Source organism: Arthrobacter sp. B1805, from assembly GCF_002929745.1.
Taxonomy (GTDB): Bacteria; Actinomycetota; Actinomycetes; order Actinomycetales; family Micrococcaceae; genus Arthrobacter_D.
Genome location: NZ_PJIQ01000006.1, coordinates 34,054 through 53,855, shown reverse-complemented (window position 1 = coordinate 53,855; position 19,802 = coordinate 34,054). Strand labels below are relative to the sequence as shown.

The 19,802-nt window shown below is 67.2% G+C and carries 21 protein-coding genes; 10 read left to right on the top strand and 11 right to left on the bottom strand.

Annotated features, from left to right (window positions below):
• Positions 1 to 73 precede the first annotated feature (73 nt).
• Positions 74 to 853: an HAD-IIA family hydrolase gene (locus CXQ96_RS08405; RefSeq protein ID WP_104117598.1), complete on the top strand. Its 780-nt coding sequence runs from the start codon at positions 74 to 76 to the stop codon at positions 851 to 853.
• A 10-nt stretch (positions 854 to 863) separates the two neighbouring features.
• Here CXQ96_RS08405 and CXQ96_RS08400 read toward each other — a convergent pair whose 3' ends face one another.
• The 3 genes from CXQ96_RS08400 to CXQ96_RS08390 form a co-directional block, all read right to left on the bottom strand.
• Complete coding sequence (locus tag CXQ96_RS08400) at positions 864 to 1,865, bottom strand: thioesterase domain-containing protein (RefSeq protein ID WP_104117597.1); 1,002 nt, start codon at positions 1,863 to 1,865, stop codon at positions 864 to 866.
• A gap of 59 nt (positions 1,866 to 1,924) precedes the next feature.
• On the bottom strand, positions 1,925 to 2,500 hold the full coding sequence (gene pyrE / locus CXQ96_RS08395; RefSeq protein WP_104117596.1) for an orotate phosphoribosyltransferase: 576 nt from the start codon (positions 2,498 to 2,500) through the stop codon (positions 1,925 to 1,927).
• A gap of 64 nt (positions 2,501 to 2,564) precedes the next feature.
• On the bottom strand, positions 2,565 to 3,797 hold the full coding sequence (locus CXQ96_RS08390) for an ROK family transcriptional regulator (protein WP_104117595.1): 1,233 nt from the start codon (positions 3,795 to 3,797) through the stop codon (positions 2,565 to 2,567).
• Between the two features lie 251 nt (positions 3,798 to 4,048).
• On the opposite strand from CXQ96_RS08390, the gene CXQ96_RS08385 reads away from it, so the two are divergent.
• The 9 genes from CXQ96_RS08385 to CXQ96_RS08345 all read left to right on the top strand — a co-directional run bounded on the left by CXQ96_RS08385 (position 4,049) and on the right by CXQ96_RS08345 (position 13,354).
• Positions 4,049 to 5,374 (top strand): sugar ABC transporter substrate-binding protein, encoded by a 1,326-nt coding sequence (locus tag CXQ96_RS08385; RefSeq protein ID WP_223263246.1) that lies wholly within the window; start codon positions 4,049 to 4,051, stop codon positions 5,372 to 5,374.
• Positions 5,375 to 5,443: 69 nt separating this feature from the next.
• On the top strand, positions 5,444 to 6,427 hold the full coding sequence (locus CXQ96_RS08380) for a carbohydrate ABC transporter permease (RefSeq protein WP_104117594.1): 984 nt from the start codon (positions 5,444 to 5,446) through the stop codon (positions 6,425 to 6,427).
• Positions 6,420 to 7,259 carry a carbohydrate ABC transporter permease gene (locus CXQ96_RS08375; protein WP_104117593.1) on the top strand — a complete coding sequence of 280 codons (840 nt, stop codon included), beginning with the start codon at positions 6,420 to 6,422 and terminating at the stop codon, positions 7,257 to 7,259. The genes CXQ96_RS08380 and CXQ96_RS08375 overlap by 8 nt, the downstream gene beginning before the upstream one ends.
• A 44-nt stretch (positions 7,260 to 7,303) precedes the next feature.
• Positions 7,304 to 8,494 (top strand): Gfo/Idh/MocA family protein, encoded by a 1,191-nt coding sequence (locus tag CXQ96_RS08370; protein ID WP_104117592.1) that lies wholly within the window; start codon positions 7,304 to 7,306, stop codon positions 8,492 to 8,494.
• Positions 8,495 to 8,518: 24 nt separating this feature from the next.
• On the top strand, positions 8,519 to 9,517 hold the full coding sequence (locus tag CXQ96_RS08365) for a sugar phosphate isomerase/epimerase (protein WP_104117591.1): 999 nt from the start codon (positions 8,519 to 8,521) through the stop codon (positions 9,515 to 9,517).
• 162 nt (positions 9,518 to 9,679) lie between these two features.
• On the top strand, positions 9,680 to 10,741 hold the full coding sequence (locus CXQ96_RS08360; protein ID WP_104117590.1) for a Gfo/Idh/MocA family protein: 1,062 nt from the start codon (positions 9,680 to 9,682) through the stop codon (positions 10,739 to 10,741).
• Between the two features lie 107 nt (positions 10,742 to 10,848).
• On the top strand, positions 10,849 to 11,673 hold the full coding sequence (nadE, locus tag CXQ96_RS08355; protein WP_104117589.1) for an ammonia-dependent NAD(+) synthetase: 825 nt from the start codon (positions 10,849 to 10,851) through the stop codon (positions 11,671 to 11,673).
• A 26-nt stretch (positions 11,674 to 11,699) separates the two neighbouring features.
• Positions 11,700 to 12,509 (top strand): exodeoxyribonuclease III, encoded by an 810-nt coding sequence (locus tag CXQ96_RS08350; RefSeq protein ID WP_104117588.1) that lies wholly within the window; start codon positions 11,700 to 11,702, stop codon positions 12,507 to 12,509.
• A 5-nt stretch (positions 12,510 to 12,514) separates the two neighbouring features.
• On the top strand, positions 12,515 to 13,354 hold the full coding sequence (locus tag CXQ96_RS08345) for a hypothetical protein (protein ID WP_104117587.1): 840 nt from the start codon (positions 12,515 to 12,517) through the stop codon (positions 13,352 to 13,354).
• Here the strand turns inward: CXQ96_RS08345 and CXQ96_RS08340 are convergent.
• From CXQ96_RS08340 to CXQ96_RS08305, 8 genes are all read right to left on the bottom strand, one after another.
• Entirely contained in the window at positions 13,351 to 14,364 is a 1,014-nt protein-coding gene (locus tag CXQ96_RS08340) for a LacI family DNA-binding transcriptional regulator (protein WP_104117586.1), read from the bottom strand. The two genes, CXQ96_RS08345 and CXQ96_RS08340, sit on opposite strands and share 4 nt — an antisense overlap.
• Before the next feature lie 4 nt (positions 14,365 to 14,368).
• Entirely contained in the window at positions 14,369 to 15,334 is a 966-nt protein-coding gene (locus tag CXQ96_RS08335; protein WP_104117585.1) for a carbohydrate ABC transporter permease, read from the bottom strand.
• Entirely contained in the window at positions 15,331 to 16,296 is a 966-nt protein-coding gene (locus CXQ96_RS08330; RefSeq protein WP_104117584.1) for a carbohydrate ABC transporter permease, read from the bottom strand. The genes CXQ96_RS08335 and CXQ96_RS08330 overlap by 4 nt, the downstream gene beginning before the upstream one ends.
• Before the next feature lie 131 nt (positions 16,297 to 16,427).
• Positions 16,428 to 17,777, bottom strand: coding sequence for an ABC transporter substrate-binding protein (locus tag CXQ96_RS08325; RefSeq protein WP_104117583.1), 1,350 nt, complete (start codon positions 17,775 to 17,777; stop codon positions 16,428 to 16,430).
• Between the two features lie 178 nt (positions 17,778 to 17,955).
• Positions 17,956 to 18,597, bottom strand: a complete 642-nt coding sequence (locus CXQ96_RS08320) for a hypothetical protein (RefSeq protein ID WP_104117582.1) — start codon at positions 18,595 to 18,597, stop codon at positions 17,956 to 17,958.
• The gene (locus tag CXQ96_RS08315) at positions 18,594 to 19,196 is read right to left on the bottom strand and encodes a DUF6286 domain-containing protein (RefSeq protein ID WP_104117581.1); all 603 of its coding nucleotides are present in this window, start codon (positions 19,194 to 19,196) and stop codon (positions 18,594 to 18,596) included. The genes CXQ96_RS08320 and CXQ96_RS08315 overlap by 4 nt, the downstream gene beginning before the upstream one ends.
• A complete protein-coding gene (locus tag CXQ96_RS08310) occupies positions 19,193 to 19,612 on the bottom strand; it encodes a hypothetical protein (RefSeq protein ID WP_308662680.1) in 420 nt (139 codons plus the stop codon). Before CXQ96_RS08310 ends, CXQ96_RS08315 begins: the two co-directional genes overlap by 4 nt.
• Positions 19,609 to 19,800, bottom strand: coding sequence for a DUF2273 domain-containing protein (locus CXQ96_RS08305; protein WP_104117580.1), 192 nt, complete (start codon positions 19,798 to 19,800; stop codon positions 19,609 to 19,611). Before CXQ96_RS08305 ends, CXQ96_RS08310 begins: the two co-directional genes overlap by 4 nt.
• Between the last annotated feature and the right edge of the window lie 2 nt (positions 19,801 to 19,802).

The following is a 19,802-nucleotide window of genomic DNA, read 5'->3' as shown; positions in this document are numbered from 1 at the left end:
GCGTAGACGCAGCCGAAGATGGAAGACTGGCACACGGAGCTCCCCGGAGGTCGATCACTGCGAAAGGAAGCACATGCGCGAGAACGAACACATCGAGTGCTGGCTCACCGACATGGACGGCGTGCTGGTGCACGAGAACCACGCCATCCCGGGTGCCGCCGAGCTGATCGACCGGTGGGTCGCCACCTCGAAGCGGTTCCTCGTCCTCACCAACAACTCGATCTACACCCCGCGGGACCTGGCGGCACGCCTCAAGGCCTCCGGCCTCGAGATCCCGGAGGAGAACCTGTGGACCTCAGCGCTGGCGACGGCGCAGTTCCTGCGCGACCAGCTGCCGGGCGGCCGTGCCTACGTGATCGGCGAGGCCGGACTGACGACGGCGTTGCACGAGGCCGGTTTCGTCCTCACCGACACGAACCCCGACTACGTGGTGCTCGGCGAGACCCGGACGTACTCGTTCGAGGCGATCACGAAAGCGGTGCGCCTGATCCTCGACGGCGCCCGCTTCATCGCCACCAACCCGGACGTCACCGGGCCTTCGAAGGAAGGGCCCCTACCCGCGACCGGCGCCATCGCCGCCATGATCACGGCGGCGACCAGTCGCGACCCCTACATCGTGGGCAAACCGAACCCGATGATGTTCCGCTCCGCGATGAACCAGATCGACGCCCATTCGGAGACGACGGCGATGATCGGCGACCGCATGGACACCGACATCATCGCCGGCATGGAAGCAGGGCTGCACACCGTCCTCGTGCTCAGCGGCATCACGCAGCCCGAGGACATCGACGCCTATCCGTTCCGCCCCGCGCAGATCTGCAACTCGGTGGCGGACCTGATCGACCAGGTGTGATGCCGCGGGCCTAGGAGATCCTCTTCCAGCCGCCGCCGCGCGGCACCGGGACGTAGTCCCGCTGCACCGCGGAGATGATGCCCTGGTAGATGCCGGGATTCCACTGCGGGCTGGCATGGGCAGGGAGCGCTCCCTCCGTCACGTAGTCCACGGACACGATGTTGTCGGGGAGTTCCCGCTCCCAACCGGCGCGTGCGGTCCGGTAGTTCACCACGCCGTCGTCCGGGCTGCCGGTGAAGACCACCTTCGTGTCGCCGAGCGAGAGCCGGAAACGCGTCACGTCGAAGTGGTAAATGTACGAGGACTCGGACTGGATGAGCTCACTGCTCGGCGCCAGGGGCGAGAGCTGCTCCAGTGTCTGGTCCACGATCTGGCTCCAGGAACGCTCGTTCTTGTGGACGATCCGCTCACCCAGCTCGTAGGTACCGCGCACGCTGATCGGTACACGCACGCCGGCCTCGTAGAGCAGCACGACACCGTCGAACATGCGCTGGTCCTGGACGTCGAAGCGGCTGGACGGCGAAGAATCGAGCAGGACCAGCTCCACCGGGATGCCCCGGTCACGCAGGCGGGCCGCCACCTCGACCGCGACCATGCCGCCGAAACTGTGGCCGTAGAAGTACAGCCGCTCGAGTCGGAAGTTCTCCACGTAGCGGTTCATCGTGGCCACGATGTTGTTGATGTCCAGGCCGCGGTTCGAGTAGCCCATCACCGCCATCTGCGCCCGCCGGGACAGCGTGGGCCGGAGCGAATTGAGGATCCAGAGCCCTTCCTCCCAACTGGTCTTGTACCCCGGGAAGAGCACCCAGCGGTCGTTGGGGAATCGCGCCCGTGCCCGGTCGTCGTCGAGCGGCAGGATGCGGGTCTGCTCACGCTGCGACTGGATGACACGGGTGAATGCGAGGTCCGCCGTCACGAGCGTGGCCGCGGCGGAACCGATCAGGAAGGATCGGCGGGAGGATTCACGGAATCCACGTGCCTGCTGCAGGGCGAGGCCGTCGTCGTGCTTCACGCGCCGCTCCGTCTCCTGTCCCCGTGCGTCCCCCGTGCGTGCTCCGTCGGGAGTCCGCGTCAGGCCAGACCCAGCTCGTCCTTGCCGAAGGCAAAGAGGTAGGGCACCCCGGCCTCCGACTCGATGCGCTCCTTGGAACCCGTGCTGCGGTCGACGATCACCGCGACCGCCTGGACGATGCCGCCTGCACGGCGCACACCCTCGACGGCGGTCAGGGCCGAACCGCCCGTGGTCGAGGTGTCCTCGAGCACGACGACGGGACGCCCGGAGACAGCGGGACCCTCGACCTGGCGGCCCATCCCATGCGTCTTCTGGGTCTTCCGCACCACGAAGGCGTCGATGGGCCGGCCGGCCCGGGCTGCTGCGTGCATGACTGCCGTGCCGACGGGATCAGCGCCCATCGTGAGGCCGCCCGCCGCTTCGAAGCTGACGCCGGCGTCGTCGAGCAGCTGGAGCATGACGCGTCCCACGAGGACGGATGCCTCGTGGTGCAGCGTGATGCGGCGCAGGTCGATGTAGTAGTCCGCCTCCACGCCGCTGGAGAGCGTGACCCGCTCGTGCACCACCGCTAGTTCCTTGATGAGCTCGAGGAGCCGGGAACGGTCTGTGGTCTGCGTGGAGGTCTCGACGGTCATGCCGCCAGTCTATCGAGAGGGCGGGGGCGCCCAGGCACCGTCCCGCGCGGAGGAGCCGCGGGCGTCACCCGGCCAGGCGCGCGCTGGCGGCGTCGATCGCCTCCGGGGAGAGAACATGGGCGACGGCCATGGCGGAAGCCCCCGCGACACCGGCGCGCTCGCCCGAGACGGACGGCACGATCCGCAGGTGCTCGGTGGCCAGCGGCAGCGACCGGGTGTAGACGACTTCGCGGATCCCCGCGAGCAGGTGCTCTCCTGCCTGGGCGAGGCTGCCGCCGATCACGACGACCGAGGGGTTGATCAGGTTCACGCACATCGCTATGACGTCCCCGATGTCCCGACCGGCCTGACGGAGGACCTGAATGGCGGAGAGGTCACCCGAGCGGACGAGGGCGATGACGTCACTACTGCCCTCGAGGGTCCCGCCCGTGAGGCGGTTGAGTGCTGCAGCAAGCGCCGGCCCACCGGCGAGGGCCTCGAGGCAGCCCGTGTTACCGCACCGGCAGTTCGCCTCTCCTCCGCGCGGCACCCGGACATGACCGAGGTCCCCCGCGGTTCCCTGGGCTCCCCGCTGCAGGACGCCGCCGGAGATCAGCCCCGCTCCGATGCCGGTGGCCACCTTTACGAACATGAGGTCATCGACATCCGGCCAGTTCGCGGTGCGCTCGCCGAGGGCCATGATGTTGACGTCGTTGTCCACGAGCACGGGGACGTCGATGTGGCGCTGGACGAGCGCGGGGACGTCGACCCGGTCCCAGCCCGGCATGATCGGCGGATTGATCGGGCGGCCGGTCTCATGCTCCACGGGTCCGGGCAATCCGATCCCGATGGCGGCCAGATCCTCCGGGCGGCGATCCGCTGCCGCGAGGAGCCGGCGAACGGCACCGGCAAGCCAGGCGACGACGTCGTCCGGACCCGCTGCGATCGAGAGCGCCTCGCGTTCGACGGCGAGTTCGGTACCGCTGAGATCGGTGAGGCTGACCAGCGCGTGGGTCGCGCCGAAATCCGCGCCGACCACGACGCGGGCCGCCGGGTTGAGGGCGAAGAGTGAGGGCCGGCGCCCTCCTGTGGACGCAGCACCGCCGTACGGTGCCACGAGCCCGAGCGCCATGAGGGCGTCGATCCGTGCCGCGACAGTGGACCTGGCGAGGCCGGACACCTCGGCGAGTTCTGCCCTGGTTCGGGGCTGACCGTCGCGGAGAAGCGCGAAGATGTCGCTGACCCCAGGTCCGGCCGATTGTCCGGGTCGAGGGGACGATCCGCCGTCGGAACCGGCGGCCGCGTGAACGTTCAGCATCTTTTCAGTAAAGCACGGGCGCCAGCAGAACCGGGTGCCTTTCTCGCTCGAACGCCGCACTTGCCGTCGCCGTCGACGCCCAACGTGTCGAAACCGTGACGTCTTTTGATTGACGATCGACATAAGTCGTCATAGCTTGGGTGAACCAGCTCACACTGGGCCTCTCCCGCAGGCTTCCTGCACCACTCGCAGCATGCAACCGCGAGGGCCCGGACCGGCTTGATCGCAGTTACTCAAAGGAGAGATGAACCGTGAAAATACCCGTCAAGGCCCTTTCGACCTTCGCTGTACTGGGACTGGGGATGTCCAGCCTCGCCGCCTGCGGCTCCGCGTCCGGGGAAGCGACATCGGGCGATACCCTGACCTATTGGGCCTCCAACCAGGGCACCACGGTCGAGGACGACCGCAAGGTCCTGGAGGAGTCCCTCGCCCGCTTCACCGAAGAGACCGGCATCGAGGTGGAGCTCGAGGTCATCCCGTGGACCGACCTGTACAACCGCATCCTCACTGCGGTCAGTAGCGGTGAGGGGCCGGATGTCCTGAACATCGGCAACACCTGGGCGACGACCCTCCAGGAGACCGGCGCCTTCCTGCCGTTCGAGGGCGAGGCCCTCGAAGCGGTCGGAGGCCAGGACCGTTTCATCCAGAGCAGCTGGTCGACGGGCGGTGCCGAAGGGGAGACACCCACGTCTATCCCCCTGTACGGCCTCAGCTACTCCCTCTACTACAACACGGAGATGTTCGCGGCGGCCGGTATCGAGGCTCCCCCCGAGACATGGGACGAGTTCGTCGACACCGCGAAGAAGCTGACGATCGACACGGACGGCGACGGCCAGATCGATCAGTGGGGCGTGTCCCTGGCGGGCAGTTCCATCTCGAACAACGCGCACCAGGCGTTCGTCCGCGGCCTGCAGGCGGGCGGGTCGCTCTTCGACGAGAACGGGGAGCCCACCTTCGCGAGCGACGAGCAGGTTGCCGGCGTCAAGCAGTGGATCGACCTCATGGCCACCGACAAGGTCGTGTCGCCGTCGAACGCCGAGTTCACGGGCGGCAGCCAGATGGTCGAGGACTTCGCGGCCGGGAACGCTGCGATGTTCTTCGACCAGGCGCCGGCCAAGACCCTCAATGCCCGCGGTTTCGAGAACTTCGCCGCAGCGCCGGTTCCGCTGACCAACCCGGATGCCACGGGAGACGAGGCGACCATGAGCCACGTGGCCGGCATCAACCTGAGCATCTTCAACGAGACCGACAACGAGGAAGGCGCCCTGAAGCTCGCCGCGCACCTGACGAGCGACGAGGAGCAGGTCTACCTGAACAAGGCCTTCACCGCACTCCCCGTGCTCACCGCGGCCTACGAGGACGAAGCCTTCCAGTCGGAGGAGATTAAGCTCAAGCAGGAGATCCTCGAGAACAACGCAAAGCCGATGCCGCTCATCAGCCAGGAGGGCCAGATGGAGACCCTCGTGGGTACGGCGATGAAGAACCTCTTCGCCCAGGCGGCCACCGGTACGGTCACGGAGGACGACATCCGAAAGGCGCTCGAAGACGCCAACAGCCAGATGGCAGCCGCCCAGTAACTCCCCCCAGGCAGGTGCCCGGCAGCGTCCGGGCACCTGCCCCTGACCCGCTCAGTCCGAGGAGCATCCATGTCACAACTGGTCGAGAAGCCACCAGCAGCCGGCAGTGAGCCGGGTACGCCGCAGGGCCCGGCACCTGCCGCCCGGCGCAAACGAAAGTCCCCGTTCGCCTACATCCTGATCGCTCCAGCAGTCATCATGGAGCTCCTGATCCACATCGTCCCGATGATCCTCGGCGTGTGGATCGCCTTCCTCGGTCTGACCCAGCTCAACATCCGCAACTGGTTGCGGGCACCGTTCGTCGGCTTCGACAACTTCGTTGCCGGACTCGACCCCAACGGTCCCATCGGCGGGGAGTTCCTCGCGAGCTTCGGCCGCACCCTCGTGTTCACCGTGATCGTGCTTGCCATCGTCTGGGTCCTCGGCATCATGGCCGCCGTCCTGCTGCACAGTTCCTTCCGCGGGAACGGCTTCCTGCGGACGTTCTTCCTCATCCCCTACGCTTTGCCGAGCTACGTGGCCACCATTGCCTGGGCGTTCATGTTCAGCCAGCGCGACGGCGCCATCAACAAGATCCTCGTCGACGATCTCGGGCTCCTCGACGAGCGGCCGTTCTGGCTGCTCGGTGGCAACGCCTTCTGGGTCACCGTCATCGTGACCGCGTGGCAGATGTGGCCGTTCGCCTTCCTCATGCTCCTCGCTGCACTGCAGAACATCCCGAAGGACGTCTACGAGGCAGCCGCGATCGACGGCGCTTCCCTCTGGAAGCAGTTCATGCTCATCACGCTTCCCATGATCCGCCCGGCCAACGGCGTCCTCCTGCTCGTCATGAGCCTGTGGATCTTCAACCAGTTCAACGTGCCGTTCGTCCTCTTCGGCGCCGCGCCACCGGAGTCCGCGCGCCTGGTCTCACCGCTGATCTACCAGCACTCCTTCTCCAACTGGAACTTCGGCCTGGGCGGCGCCATGAGTGTGCTGCTGCTCATCCTCCTGTTCATCGCCTCCGTGGTCTACGTGCGCATGGTCCTTCCGAAGGGTAAAGACATTGATTGAGACACCCGGTTTCCGCTGGTTCCGCCGTATCGGATTGACCTTCCTGTTCATCCTCGTCGCGCTTCCGCTGTATGTGGTGGTGGTGACGAGCGTCAAGCCGCTCGCCGACGTGCGCGGTCTCTTCACCTGGGTGCCGTCCACCGTCACCATCGAGCCGTACCTCGAGATCTGGCGGACTGTTCCCCTGGCGCACTACTTCAAGAACAGCCTGATCGTCACGACGCTGGCCACGGTCTTCTCCGTCATCATCGCGATCATGGCCGCCTACGCGGTGGCCCGGCTCAACTTCCGCGGACAGCGCTCGTTCAGCCTCGTGGTCCTGTCCACCCAGATGTTCCCGGGCATCCTCTTCCTCCTGCCGCTCTTCCTGATCTTCACCCAGATCCAGCGGACCGTCGGCCTGCAGCTGAACGGGTCCTATACGGGGCTGGTGATCACATACCTGACCTTCACCCTGCCCTTCGCCATCTGGATGCTCGCGGGCTACTTCGCCTCCATCCCCCGCGAACTCGAGGAAGCGGCCATGATCGATGGCACAAGCCGCGCCGGAGCGTTCATCCGCGTGGTCATCCCCGTCGCGAAGCCGGGCATCATCGCGGTCGCCGTCTATTCATTCATCACAGCCTGGGGTGAGGTGCTCTTCGCCTCGGTGCTCACGAACAACGACACCCGTACGCTCGCGATCGGGCTGCAGGCATACGCGAACCAGACGGACGTGTACTGGAACCAGCTGATGGCCGCATCGGTCGTCGTTTCCCTTCCCGTGCTGATCGGCTTCATGCTGGTTCAACGGCACCTCGTCGCGGGATTGTCCGCCGGGTCCGTGAAGTAGCCACCTCACCGATCGCGCTTCCACCCCTACATCTGGAGAACACCATGACATCCCCACTTTCCGGTCAGGTACCGGACGGTCCCGCATCGAAGCCCCTCGGTGTCGCCATGATCGGCTACGCCTTCATGGGCAAGGCGCACTCGGCAGCGTGGCGCACGGTCGGCAGCCACTTCGACGTCCCGCCGGTCGCGCGCCGCGTCGTCGTGGGCCGCGATGCCGAAAGGACCGCTGAAGCGGCCGCCCGCTACGGGTGGGAGGAATCCGCGACGGACTGGCGGGACGTGATCAACCGTGACGACGTCGACATCGTCGACATCTGCACGCCGGGGTACCTGCATGCGGAGATCGCCATCGAGGCGCTGAAAGCCGGCAAGCACGTCCTCGTGGAGAAGCCGCTGGCCAACACGATCGCAGAGAGCTCCGAGATGGTCGCCACTGCGCAGGAGGCGCGGACGCACGGCGTCCAGTCGATGGTCGGGTTCAACTACCGGCGCGTGCCCGCCCTGGCCCACGCACGGAACCTGATCGCCGAGGGGCGCCTCGGTGCGATCCGCCAGCTGCGCGTGGCCTACCTGCAGGACTGGCTCGTGGACTCGGAGTCGCCGATGACGTGGCGCCTCCGCAAGGAGACCGCGGGATCGGGTGCACTCGGTGACATCGCATCCCACGCCCTCGACCAGGTGCAGTTCCTGACGGGCGAGGAGATCTCCGAGGTTTCCGGGCGGTTGCGCACCTTCGTCGCTGAGCGGCCGGGCCCGGACGGGCCTGAACCCGTGACGGTGGACGACGCCGCCTGGATCACTGCCGAACTCTCCGGCGGCGCCGTCGCGACGGTCGAGGTCTCCCGCGTGGCGACGGGTGTGAAGAACGGGCTGCGCATCGAGGTCTTCGGCGAACGCGGCGCGCTGCGCTTCGACCTCGAGAACCTCAACGAGCTGTGGTTCATGGAGGCCACCGGACCCGAGACGGAGCAGGGCTTCCGCCGGATCCTCGTCACGGAGCCGGAGCACCCCTACCTGGAAGCCTGGTGGCCACAGGGCCACATCATCGGCTGGGAACACACCTTCACGCACCAGCTGCGCGACTTCCTCACGTCGATCCGCACGGGCGAGCAGCCCCAGCCCTCGTTCGAGGCCGGTCTTCAGATCCAGCGCGTCCTCGCCGCCGTCGAGGAGAGCGCTGCGGCGAAGAGCGCCGTGGTCCAGGTCGGTTCGGCCGCCCACGCCCACCAGTAGTCCCCACCACTTCAAGGAGCCCGCATGACACGCAACTTCACCCTGTTCACCGGCCAGTGGGCCGACCTGCCCTTCGAGAAGGTCGCGGAACTCGCCGGACAGTGGGGGTACGACGGACTGGAGATCGCCGTGTCCGGCGATCACCTCGATGCCTGGCGGTGGGACGACGACGACTATATCCAGAACCGGCTCGACATCCTCGAGCGCAACGGGCTCAAGGTCTGGGCGATCTCCAACCACCTGAAGGGTCAGGCCGTCTGCGACAACCCGATCGACTTCCGCCACCAGGCGATCGTCGGTCCGAAGGTCTGGGGCGACGGCGACCCGGAAGGTGTGCGTCAGCGGGCTGCTGAGGAGATGAAGCTGACAGCGCGGCTCGCGCAGAAGCTGGGCGTCGATACGGTGGTGGGTTTCACCGGCTCCTCGATCTGGCAGTACGTCGCCATGTTCCCGCCCGTGCCTGCCGAGACGATCGACGCGGGCTACCAGGACTTCGCGGACCGCTGGAACCCGATTCTCGATGTCTTCGACGAGTGCGGTGTCCGCTTCGCCCACGAGGTCCACCCGTCCGAGATCGCCTACGACTACTGGTCCACGCAGCGCACCCTCGACGCCATCGGACACCGCCCCGCCTTCGGCCTCAACTGGGACCCGAGCCACTTCATGTGGCAGCAGATCGACCCTGTCGCCTTCATCTCCGATTTCAAGGACCGCATCTACCACGTGGACTGCAAGGACACGAAGATGCGCATGGGTGGAGGCCGTAACGGCATCCTGTCCTCGCACCTGGCCTGGGGCGACCCGCGACGAGGCTGGGATTTCGTCTCCACGGGTCGGGGGGACGTTCCGTGGGAGGACAGTTTCCGCGCGCTGACGGCCATCGGCTACACCGGCCCCATCTCCGTGGAGTGGGAAGACGCTGGCATGGACCGCCTGCAGGGAGCGCCTGAGGCCCTCGCTTTCCTGAAGCGCTTCGACTTCGCACCGTCGGATACGTCCTTCGACGCAGCCTTCAGCCAGTAACGGCACGAGGCGGGGTGGGCCAGGAGTTCACCCTGCCATCCGGTGCAGGCGCCATGCACTGCTTCCTGGATCGTGGCACTCCGATCGATGCCGTCCTCTTCAGCAACGGCCAGATTGCGCCCGCAGCCTCGCACCGCCATCGTTCCCCGAAAGACACCACCGATGCTTCCAGTTCCCGTCAGCACCATCGCTCCTTCCACCGCGACCGGCCGCCCCATCCGCTGGGGCGTCGTCGCGACGGGGTCGATCGCCGCCCGCGTCGTGCACGACCTCGCGCTGCTCGACGACGCCGTCCTGCAGGCCGTCAGCTCCCGTTTCGAGGCGTCCGCCCGTGCCTTCGCGCTGCGCTTCGGTTTTGCGTCCGCGTATTCCGATGGCGAGGGCAGCACCGGCTACGAACGGCTGCTCGCCGATCCCGCCGTCGACGTCGTCTACATCGCGACGCCGCACGCGCAGCACCATGCCGTCGCGCTGGCCGCGCTCGCGGCAGGGAAGCACGTGCTGTGCGAGAAGCCGCTCGCCATGGACGCCGGGCAGGCCGCGGAACTTGCCGTCCTCGCTGCGGAGCGCGGCCTGTTCCTCATGGAGGCCGTCTGGACGCGCTTCCTGCCGAGCTTCCGCAGGGCCTCCACGATTCTGCGGTCGGGCGAGATCGGACAGCCGCGGTGGTTGCAGGCGGACCTCGGATTCGCGCCGCCCTTCGATCCCGCGTCGAGGACCTGGGACCGTGCGGCCGGCGGTGGAGCCCTCCTGGACCTCGCGGTCTATCCGCTGACCTGGGCACTCGCAGCTCTGGGAGAGCCCAGCAGCGTGTCCGCGCAGGGGCTCCTCACCCCTGAGGGCATCGACCTGCAGAATGCCCTGACCCTTTCCTACTCCAGTGGTGCTCATGCGCAGCTCACCACCTCGATCGGCGCCCATTGCCCGAGCGTGGTCACGATCAGCGGCACCGACGGTTGGCTGCGTTCCTCCGGTCCCCTGTTCAACCCGGGCGAGCTCGTGATCCAACCCAGGCAGGGCACGCTGCGCACGGAGCGGTTCGAGGTCTTCGGCAACGGTTTCAGCTACGAACTGCGTGAAGTGACGCGCTGCCTGCAGGAGGGACTGACCGAGAGCCCTTTCATGACACCCGCGGAGTCCGTCCGCATCATGGAACTGCTGGATGAGGCGCGCCGCCAGATGGGGCTGCGGTATCCGAGTGACAGCGACCCCGTACCCGCCTGATGCTCTCGCAGCAATTGATCGCTGCCGGGGTAATTCGCGCTGATCGACGTGATGACGGAGCCGCCGCGTGTAACCCTGCTGAAATCGAGTCGGAGTAGCCTAGGGGAATGCGTGAACTCCAGGCACAGATCATCGAGGAAATGGGCGTCAAGCCGACCATCGATCCAGCGGCGGAGGTGCGCGCCCGGGTCGCCTTCCTGAAGGACTACGTGAGGTCCACGGGAACGCGCGGCTTCGTGCTCGGCATCAGTGGTGGACTCGATTCGACCCTGGCCGGGAAGCTCGCGCAGCTCGCTGTCGACGAACTGCGCGCCGAGGGAGTTGACGCCGACTTCATCGCGATGCGCCTGCCCTACAACGTGCAGAAGGACGAGGACGACGCACAGGCGGCCCTCGCGTTCATCGAGCCCCGCACGTCGAAGGTCTTCAACGTCGCTCCGGCCGTCGACGGATTCCAGCAGGAGTACGCGGAGACGACCGGCGAGCACATCTCGGACTTCACCAAGGGCAACACGAAGGCCCGTGCCCGCATGGTCGCCCAGTACGCTATGGCCGGGCAACACAACCTGCTCGTGATCGGGACGGATCACGGCGCCGAGTCGGTGACGGGCTTCTTCACGAAATTCGGCGATGGCGGAGCGGACATCCTCCCGCTCTTCGGCCTGAACAAGCGCCAGAACCGGGCGCTGCTCAAGGAGCTCGGCGCGCCTCCCGCCCTCTACAACAAGATCCCCACGGCAGACCTCCTCGACGAACGCCCCGGCCAGTCCGACGAGCAGGAGCTGGGCCTCACCTACGAGCAGATCGACGACTACCTCGAGGGGCGGGAAGTGGACCCCGACGCGGCGAAATCCATCGAGCACCGCTACTGGATCACACGTCACAAGCGAACGGTGCCGGTGACCCTCTTCGATTCGTGGTGGCGGGAGTAAACACCGCCGTTGGTAACGTAGGGTCCGTGAAGATCGCCACCTGGAACGTCAATTCCCTCCGTGCCCGCGCCGACCGCGTCGAAGCCTGGCTGAACAGGTCCGACGTCGACGTCCTGGCTATCCAGGAGACCAAGTGCAAGGACGACAACTTCCCCTGGGAGTTGTTCGAGAACAGCGGTTTCGAGGTGGCGCACTTCGGGCTGAGCCAGTGGAACGGCGTCGCCATCGCGTCGCGCGTCGGGCTCGACGATGTCCAGCGCACCTTCCCCGACCAGCCGACGTTCGGCAAGCCGGGAACCGAAGCCGTGCAGGAGGCCCGGGCCATCGCGGCGACCTGCGGGGGTGTCCGTGTATGGAGCCTGTACGTGCCGAATGGGCGATCCCTCGACGACCCCCACATGCCCTACAAGATCGAGTGGCTCGACACCCTTCGCGGGCATGCGCAGCGCTGGATCGCCGAGGACCCGGAGGCCCAGATCGCGCTCATGGGCGACTGGAACATCGCGCCGCAGGACGAGGACGTCTGGGACATCGAGCTCTTCGTCAGCGGCGGTTACACCCATGTGAGCCCGCCTGAGCGCGCCGCTTTCCAGTCCTTCCTCGACTCCGGCTTCGCGGACCTCGCGCGCCCCTACACGCCCGGGCCCGGGCTCTACACCTACTGGGACTACAAGCAGCTGAGGTTCCCGAAGAAGGAGGGCATGCGCATCGACTTCGTCCTCGGCTCCCCCGCCCTCGCTGCGCGCGTGACCGACGCCTTCGTGGACCGCGAGGAACGCAAGGGCAAGGGCGCCTCGGACCACGCACCCGTCGTCGTGGAACTCAGCGGGCCGTGAGCCGGATGGGCGGCGGCGCCCGACCGTTCCCCTACGTCTCCTACCTCCGCGTCTACGAGCCCCTCGAAGCCTTCTCGGATGCGCAGCAGCTCGCCATCCTCGAGCAGCGGGCACGCGAGCGTGAGCTCACCGAGGCGATCGAGCACGAGCAGTCGCTGCGGCGCATCATGCGCACGGTATCGGATCCGTTCCCACACCACGAACCCGATCTCGTGCGGGTCACCCACTTCCCCGGCCAGAACGGCACGACGGCGCCCTACTACTGCCCGAACCAGCTCGCCGTGCGCAGCACCCTCGCAGCGGAGTCCCTCGACCAGAGCCTGCGCGGGCCGCTGATCGATGTCCTCGTACCCGAGGTTGCCAGGGAGGCGCACCAGGCAAGACTGGACCCGGATACCTTCGCCGACTCGGTTGCGAAGCTGCATACGCGGTCGGCGACGTGGGGTGTGCCGTTCGCCTGGTTCGCCCTGATCCACGAGGACGACCTCACGGAGGTGATCGAGGAGGACGGGCGCGTCAGCACGGTCCGGGTCACGACGAGGATCGGGGACTGCATTGACCGCGGAAGGCGGTCGGTGGCGCAACTGGCCATCGGAGCGCCGGAGATGGATCTGCTCGACGAACTCACGGAGATCGTCGAATGGCTCGAGGTCTTCCGCCGCGACGCCGTCGTCGAGGTCGACTACGGCTCGGTTGCCGACCGCGTCTTTCCCGACGATTCCCCGATGGACGTACGCCTGGGTATCGAGAGCCTCGCCGAAGCGGACATGATGGGCGCGGCGGCGTCCTACCGGCGCCTGGCGTCGCGCTGGATCCCGATCCGGCAGCTCGCCAGGGCCTCCTAGCCCGCCCTGACGGGCCCGGTCGTCGTCCGCTCGACCAGTGAGTGGGGGCGCGACGGCGGATAGTCGGGAGACTCGTTTCGCAGCAGCTCGCCGAGCAGGATGTCCGCCGCGAACGCGCCCTGGTCCGCGGGGTCCTGATGGATGGTCGTCAGGCCCATCGGCTCGGCGAACTCGTGGTCGTCGATGCCGATGACCGACAGCTCTCCAGGGACATCGATACCGAGGTCTGCCGCGGCCTTCAGCACGCCGAACGCCATCTCGTCCGACGAGCAGAACACCGCCGTCGGCCGATCGTCGGGGTCGGCCAGGAGCGCCGCCGCGGACGCGCGTGCTGTCGCGAAGCGGAAGTCCCCCGACGGCGACCAGTCCTCCCGCGCCGTCAGCCCATGATCCGCAAGTGTCCGCCGGAAGGCCTGCTCGCGAAGGCGAGGCACCTCGAAGTCGATGTCGAAGGACCCGCCGCCGCGCATGTGGGCGATCCGGGTGTGGCCGAGACCTATCAGGTGTTCGACCGCGTCCCGCGCGGCGCGCGCGTCGTCGATCCCGACGTGGCGTACGCCCTCGAGGGCTCCGCCGATCACGATGCTGGGGTATTCGAGCTGCTGGACCGCCTTACGCTCCTCGGACGTCAGGTGCATGCACATCACGAGCAACGCGTCGATCCGCTTGCGCAGGATGGACCGGTGGAACACCCGATCCCGGTTGGCGCCGGCGCCGCCGAGGCTGAACAGGATGAGGTCGTAGCCGGCCGCACGCAACCGGCGGTCCACCCCCTCGAGGACCGCCGAGAAGTACCAGCGGTCGATGACCGGGACGAGGACTCCCATCGCCATGGTGCGTCCGGAAGCGAGTCCGGACGCCGCCGACGACGGAACGTACCCCAGTCTCTTCGCCGTCGACCTCACCCGCGCGCGCGTGTCCTCGGCGACACCGGGCAGCCCGCGCAGTGCGCGGGACACGGTGGCCGTGGACACGCCCAGCGAGGCCGCGACGTCGTCGATGCTGGTCATGCACTCAGCCCTTCAGGCCACCGGCCAGCAGTCCCCGGACGAAGTAGCGCTGGAGCCCGAAGAACACCGCCAGCGGAACGATGATGGATACGAAGGCGCCCGCCGTGAGTCGCTGCCACTCCCCGCCACGCGAACCCTGGATCTCCGCGAGTCGCTGCGTGATCGGCGCGACGTCGGCCCCGCCGCCGGAGAACACCAGGGCAACGAGCAGATCGTTCCAGAGCCACAGGAACTGGAAGATCCCGAAGGACGCCAGCGCCGGGGTGGCGAGCGGGACGATGATCCGCCAGAAGATCGTGCTGTGGCCGGCACCGTCCACGCGCGCCGCCTCGATGACCTCGCCCGGAATCTCGGCGATGAAGTTGTGCAGGAGGAAGATGGCCAGGGGCAGTCCGAAGATCGTGTGCGCCACCCAGAGCTGAGCATACGTACCGCTCGGCAGCACCTGGAAGTCGCCGAACTTCAGCACCTGCGTGAACAACTGGAGCAGCGGGATCAGCGCCATCTGGAGCGGCACGATCTGCAGTGCGAACACGAAGATGAAGAGGCTGTCCTTGCCCCGGAAACGCCCCCAGGCGAACATGTAGGCCGCCATCGACCCGAGGACCAGCGTGAAGATGGTTCCGGGAATCACGATGGCGAGCGAGTTCACGAAGTAGGAGAGCAGGTTGGGAGACTGGCTGCCTCCCGGGCTGAGCACATCGGCGTAGTTCTCCAGCGTGAACTGGCGATCGGTGAAGACGTTCCACCAGCCATTTCCCTTGATGTTGTCCTCGGGACGGAACGAGGACACCAGCAGCCCGAACGTGGGCACCGTCCAGATCACGGCGATGATGATGGCCGCGGCGGTTGCCCCGCGGGACGTCAGCCGCTGCCGGACACGAGTCTGCATGGTGGGGTTTCCCTGCGAGGCGTCATCGTCGACGTCGCGCAGCAGCTCCTTCTGGTTGTCCAGGGGCACAGTGCTCATCGGATTTCCTTCTGCTTGCGGAGCAGCCGGGCGTTGTAGACCACCACGGGCAGCACCATCAGGAACAGGACCAGGGCCAGTGCGGCGCCCCTGCCGGGCTCACCCGCCCGGAACGCCTGGGTATACATCTCATTGGCGACCACGGAGGTCTCGTACTGGCCTGCCGTCATCGTGCGGACGATGTCGAAGACCTTCAGCGTGCCGATCGTGATCGTCGTGACGACCACGATCAGGGAACCCCGGATCGTGGGGATGGTGACGTTGCGGAACTGCTGCCACGCGCTGGCGCCGTCGAGCCTGGCAGCCTCGACGATCTCCGTCGGAATGCCCTTGATCGCGGCGGAGAGCACGACCATCGCGAAGCCGGTCTGGATCCAGATCATCACGGCGATCAGGAAGAACGTGTTCTCCGGGGCATCGAGCAGGAACTGCTTGGGCTCCTGCCCGAACCACACGAGCACCTGGTTGAGCAGACCGATCTGATCCTGCTCCGGTCCCTTGTATGCGTAGACGAAGCGCCAGATCACACCTGCACCCACGAACGAGATGGCCATCGGCATGAAGACCAGCGCCTTGAGCGCTTTCTCCCCCCGCGCGCGGTCGATGAACACCGCGTAGGCCAGGCCGATCGAGGACGCCAGCAGTGGGACGAGGACCACCCAGATCAGGGTGTTCCTCAGGGTCACCAGCGCTTCGGGCTGGGTGAACATCCACACGAAGTTGTCCAGCCCGACGAAATCCCCGTTGCCGTTGGTCAGGGACAGATACGACGTCTGGAGGGCCGGGAACACCAGCCCGACTGCCAGGAGGATCAGCGCGGGAGCAAGGAAGCCCGCGACCTGCAACTTCTCGCGGCCGGACTTGGGCGCCCGATCCACCACCAGCATGATCAGGCCGATGATCGCGGCGAAGATCGCGAGTCCGATCACCACCTGTAAACCTTTGTCAGCGAAATCTTCCACAGCCCAGCCTCCTTGGTGCGCGTGCTGAAAGTAATGGGACGGCAGGGCTCTGCACGTCGAGCGTGGGCGACGCCGAGCCCTGCCGAAGCAGGCGCCCCGGACTCGATGCCGGGGCGCCTGCCGCTACCTGCCTAGGAGGAGGGCCAGCTGTCCTCGACGGTCTGCGTGACTTCCTCGCTCGATGAACCGTTGATCCAGTTCACGATGCCGCTCCAGAAGGAGTTCGCACCGACAGCGCCCGGCATGAGGTCCGAGCCGTCGAAGCGGAAGACCGTCTCCGGGTCCTGCAGCAGCTCGATCGACTGGCGGTCGAGGTCCGATCCTGCGAGTTCGGGATCCAGTCCCTTGTTGGCGCTGATGGCACCGCCCTGCTCCACGCGGGCGTTCGCGAACTCGGCGCTTGCGAGGTACGTCTGCAGTGCCTGCACCTCCGGGCGGTCCGTGTAGGCGCCGATCAGCTCACCACCACCGGTGATGGCCGTGCCCTGGGACTCGTCGATGGGCGGCGTCATGAACGCCCAGACGTCGCCGTCCTCGGCGACGTTGGTTCCTTCGGGCCAGTTGGCGGCCTGGAAGGAGGCCTGGTGGTGCATGGCGCACTGGCCGTCGAGGACGGGCTGGCCAGCCTCGGCGAAGGCCGTCGACAGGATGGAGCGGGAGTCGCCGAAGCCGCCGTTGACGTAATCGTCGTTCTTCAGGATCTCTCCGACACGGTCGAACGACTCGACGATCTGGGGATCGTTGAACGGGATCTCGTGGCTGACCCACTGGTCGTACACCTCGGGGCCGTGCTCGCGGAGCACGGCGTCCTCGACCCAGTCGGTACCCGGCCATCCGGTTGCCTCACCGGATTCGAAGCCTGCGCACCAGGGCTTCAGGTCCTCCTCCTCACTGGCGATCTTCTCGGTCAGGGCCATCATCTCGTCCCAGGTGGTCGGGACTTCCCAGCCCTTCTCCTCGAAGGTCGCCGGGACGTACCAGACATAGCCCTTGATGTTCGCGAGCATGGGGGCTGCGTAGAAGGTGCCATCTACCGTGCCGTACTCCTTCCAGTCCGCGGACCAGCCCTCGTCGACGAGGTCGGACACGGCCTGCGGAGCAGGCTTGAGGTTCGGAGCCTGGGCCGCCAGCAGGCCGGGCTGCGGGAAGATGGCGAGGTCGGGCGCGGTGCCACCCTTGGCGCGAACGCCGATCTGCGTCTCGAATTCCTTGGAACCCTCGTAGGCCACCTCCACGCCGGTGCACTCGGAGAAGTCGGCCCAGGAGTTCTCGAGGAGCTCGGCTTCGACGTCGACGATGGTCGAGTAGACGCTGACCTCGGTGTCCTCGAACGTCCCGTAGGACTCGTAGGCCGAGCAATCCGCGTCTCCCGAGCCTCCCGCACTGTTCGATCCTTCCGAACCACAGCCGGCGAGAGCGAGAAGGGAAATACTGAGTGCTGCAGCGGGCAGCGCTAACTTCCGTGAACGAATGTTCGCCATTGAAACAGACTCCTTTGTCTTGCGTACGCGTTCAAAGGGGTCATGGCGAGTTGCCGCCCTACCCAGGAATGCGCCGCCTCACTGAATTGGTCTCGCAACAGTAAGCGCTTACATCAGCAGGCACAAGGCGACCTGTGCCCAAACCGCTTTTGATGCCGATTCGTAACCGGCCTGCGGGTCAGCTGACCCGTTCCGCGCGGGTCAGGCGTGCGCGAGCCCCCGAGCTGATGTTGATCAGCACGGGCGTCCGGTAGCCGGTGACCGTGTCGAGCGCTTCGACGAGCCGGGAGACCTCGGCGGCCACCGCATAGGGGGGCACTCCCTTTCGCGGGTACACCCGCACACGCAGGCCTGGAACACCCCGCACCTCCCAGGTGCTGACAGAGGCGCCCGCCAGATCGGAGCGTTCGAGCAGCGCCGCCTTCAGCGCCTGTTCCGCGGCGGCCGCGGTGATCGTCACCGATCCAGGTGTGGCCTCGTCGACGCCGTCCCGCTGCCCCGGCGGTCCACTGCGGCCGACGGCCGCGAAGACGCCCGTTCGCCCCTTGCCCTGAGCCGCGATCCACAGGACGAGGAGGACGATCAGGAGCAGCAGGACCGCCGCGACGGACGTCCAGAGCATGGTGTCCGACTGCTCCCCGAGGGTGGTACCGGTGCGGAGGCCGTCGATCGCGTCACCGATCCGTGGTGCGACGTCACGCCACCAGGAGGCGGCGGAGGGCAGAGCCAGGAGGAGCAGACCGGAGGCCCCCACGGCGAGGGCCATGAGCCCGACGACTGCGAGAACGATGCGGTTGAGCAGGCGCGGCGTCGTATTCACTGCCCGACCACCCCCGTGTCCGCCACCAGGACGGTGATACGAGGGGCGGGCTCCACGCCCAGGCGGCCGAGGTCGTCGGCGACAGCCGCACGGACGGCATCGGCGTCGACGGGTACACCCGACGTCGGCCGGACCTGGACCCTGACGGTGCGCCGTCCCACCGTCACGAGGACCTGCTCGGGTGCCACTCCGGCCGCGACCCGCGCGCGGCGGGCCAACGACGACGCCACGACCTCGGCGTCGACGACCACGGCTGCCCGCTCGTTCGGGACCGCATAGCGCGCACGTCTGCCGGGCAGGACTGCGAGGAGGACGAGCACCGCGCCGACGGCGAGCAACAGGAGGGAAGCGGCAACGAGCAGCGAGGGTGGCACACCGTCCGGCAGCCGTCCGAGCAGCGCCACCGCGGCCTCCACGTCGAGCAGGAACGGTTCATCCCCCACGGCTCTCAGCACGGCTTCGAACAGGAGGAGCAGGCAACCCGAGATCAACAAGACGCCTGTGACGACCGAGGCGACCGCCCGGGATGAGTGGAGTTCCCGGCGCACGAACCGGGACGTGGCTTCCGGTGTGGACCGGTCGAGCTGGTCAGGACTCACAGCACCCTCGCGCCCCGCGTGACGGTGCTGCCGATGATCCGGACGTCCACTCGGCTCAGCCGCGCCCCGGTCAGTGCCTGGACCCGCTCGAGGATCGGCGTCCTGGCCGCGTCCACGCGCGCCAGCAGGGGCCCCCCGAAGGAGGCGACGATGCCGGGCTCCTCGAGTACGCGGGTCAACGACGGTACGGGAAGGGGCAGGGAGAGAACGAGCGCGAGCAGGCCGCGGTCATCCGCCAGGGATGCCCTGACCTGCGCCGGCGGCACGTCCAGCACCTCTGCGGCCACGGCCCGTGCGGTGCTGGTCAGGGCCTCGGTGGTGATCCGGTTGTGGCCGGCGACGGGAGCATGGCTCCGGGAACCACGAACGGCACCTCCGGCAGACGCGCGCACGGTCGGGACGGACTCCGTGGTCACGAGGACGAGCGGCGGCCGGAGAGGGCGTCGAGGACCCCGCGAAGGTCGAGCTTGCCCTCGATGACGCGTCCGACGACGGCGCCGCAGAGCACCAGGACGAGGGTCAGCAGAAAACCCCAGAAGCCGAAGATCAGGGCCGCGAAGGAGAGGACGGCCCCGGCCGCCATACCGGTGGTGGTGGGACTCATGG

What these genes read in the sequence shown, in the direction of transcription:
- CXQ96_RS08405 (WP_104117598.1), top strand. Translation starts at nt 74, where the DNA reads ATGCGCGAGAACGAACACATCGAGTGCTGGCTCACCGACATGGACGGC.
- pyrE (WP_104117596.1), bottom strand. Translation starts at nt 2,500, where the DNA reads ATGACCGTCGAGACCTCCACGCAGACCACAGACCGTTCCCGGCTCCTC.
- CXQ96_RS08390 (WP_104117595.1), bottom strand. Translation starts at nt 3,797, where the DNA reads ATGCTGAACGTTCACGCGGCCGCCGGTTCCGACGGCGGATCGTCCCCT.
- CXQ96_RS08380 (WP_104117594.1), top strand. Translation starts at nt 5,444, where the DNA reads ATGTCACAACTGGTCGAGAAGCCACCAGCAGCCGGCAGTGAGCCGGGT.
- CXQ96_RS08370 (WP_104117592.1), top strand. Translation starts at nt 7,304, where the DNA reads ATGACATCCCCACTTTCCGGTCAGGTACCGGACGGTCCCGCATCGAAG.
- CXQ96_RS08365 (WP_104117591.1), top strand. Translation starts at nt 8,519, where the DNA reads ATGACACGCAACTTCACCCTGTTCACCGGCCAGTGGGCCGACCTGCCC.
- CXQ96_RS08360 (WP_104117590.1), top strand. Translation starts at nt 9,680, where the DNA reads ATGCTTCCAGTTCCCGTCAGCACCATCGCTCCTTCCACCGCGACCGGC.
- nadE (WP_104117589.1), top strand. Translation starts at nt 10,849, where the DNA reads ATGCGTGAACTCCAGGCACAGATCATCGAGGAAATGGGCGTCAAGCCG.
- CXQ96_RS08345 (WP_104117587.1), top strand. Translation starts at nt 12,515, where the DNA reads ATGGGCGGCGGCGCCCGACCGTTCCCCTACGTCTCCTACCTCCGCGTC.
- CXQ96_RS08340 (WP_104117586.1), bottom strand. Translation starts at nt 14,364, where the DNA reads ATGACCAGCATCGACGACGTCGCGGCCTCGCTGGGCGTGTCCACGGCC.
- CXQ96_RS08335 (WP_104117585.1), bottom strand. Translation starts at nt 15,334, where the DNA reads ATGAGCACTGTGCCCCTGGACAACCAGAAGGAGCTGCTGCGCGACGTC.
- CXQ96_RS08325 (WP_104117583.1), bottom strand. Translation starts at nt 17,777, where the DNA reads ATGGCGAACATTCGTTCACGGAAGTTAGCGCTGCCCGCTGCAGCACTC.
- CXQ96_RS08305 (WP_104117580.1), bottom strand. Translation starts at nt 19,800, where the DNA reads ATGAGTCCCACCACCACCGGTATGGCGGCCGGGGCCGTCCTCTCCTTC.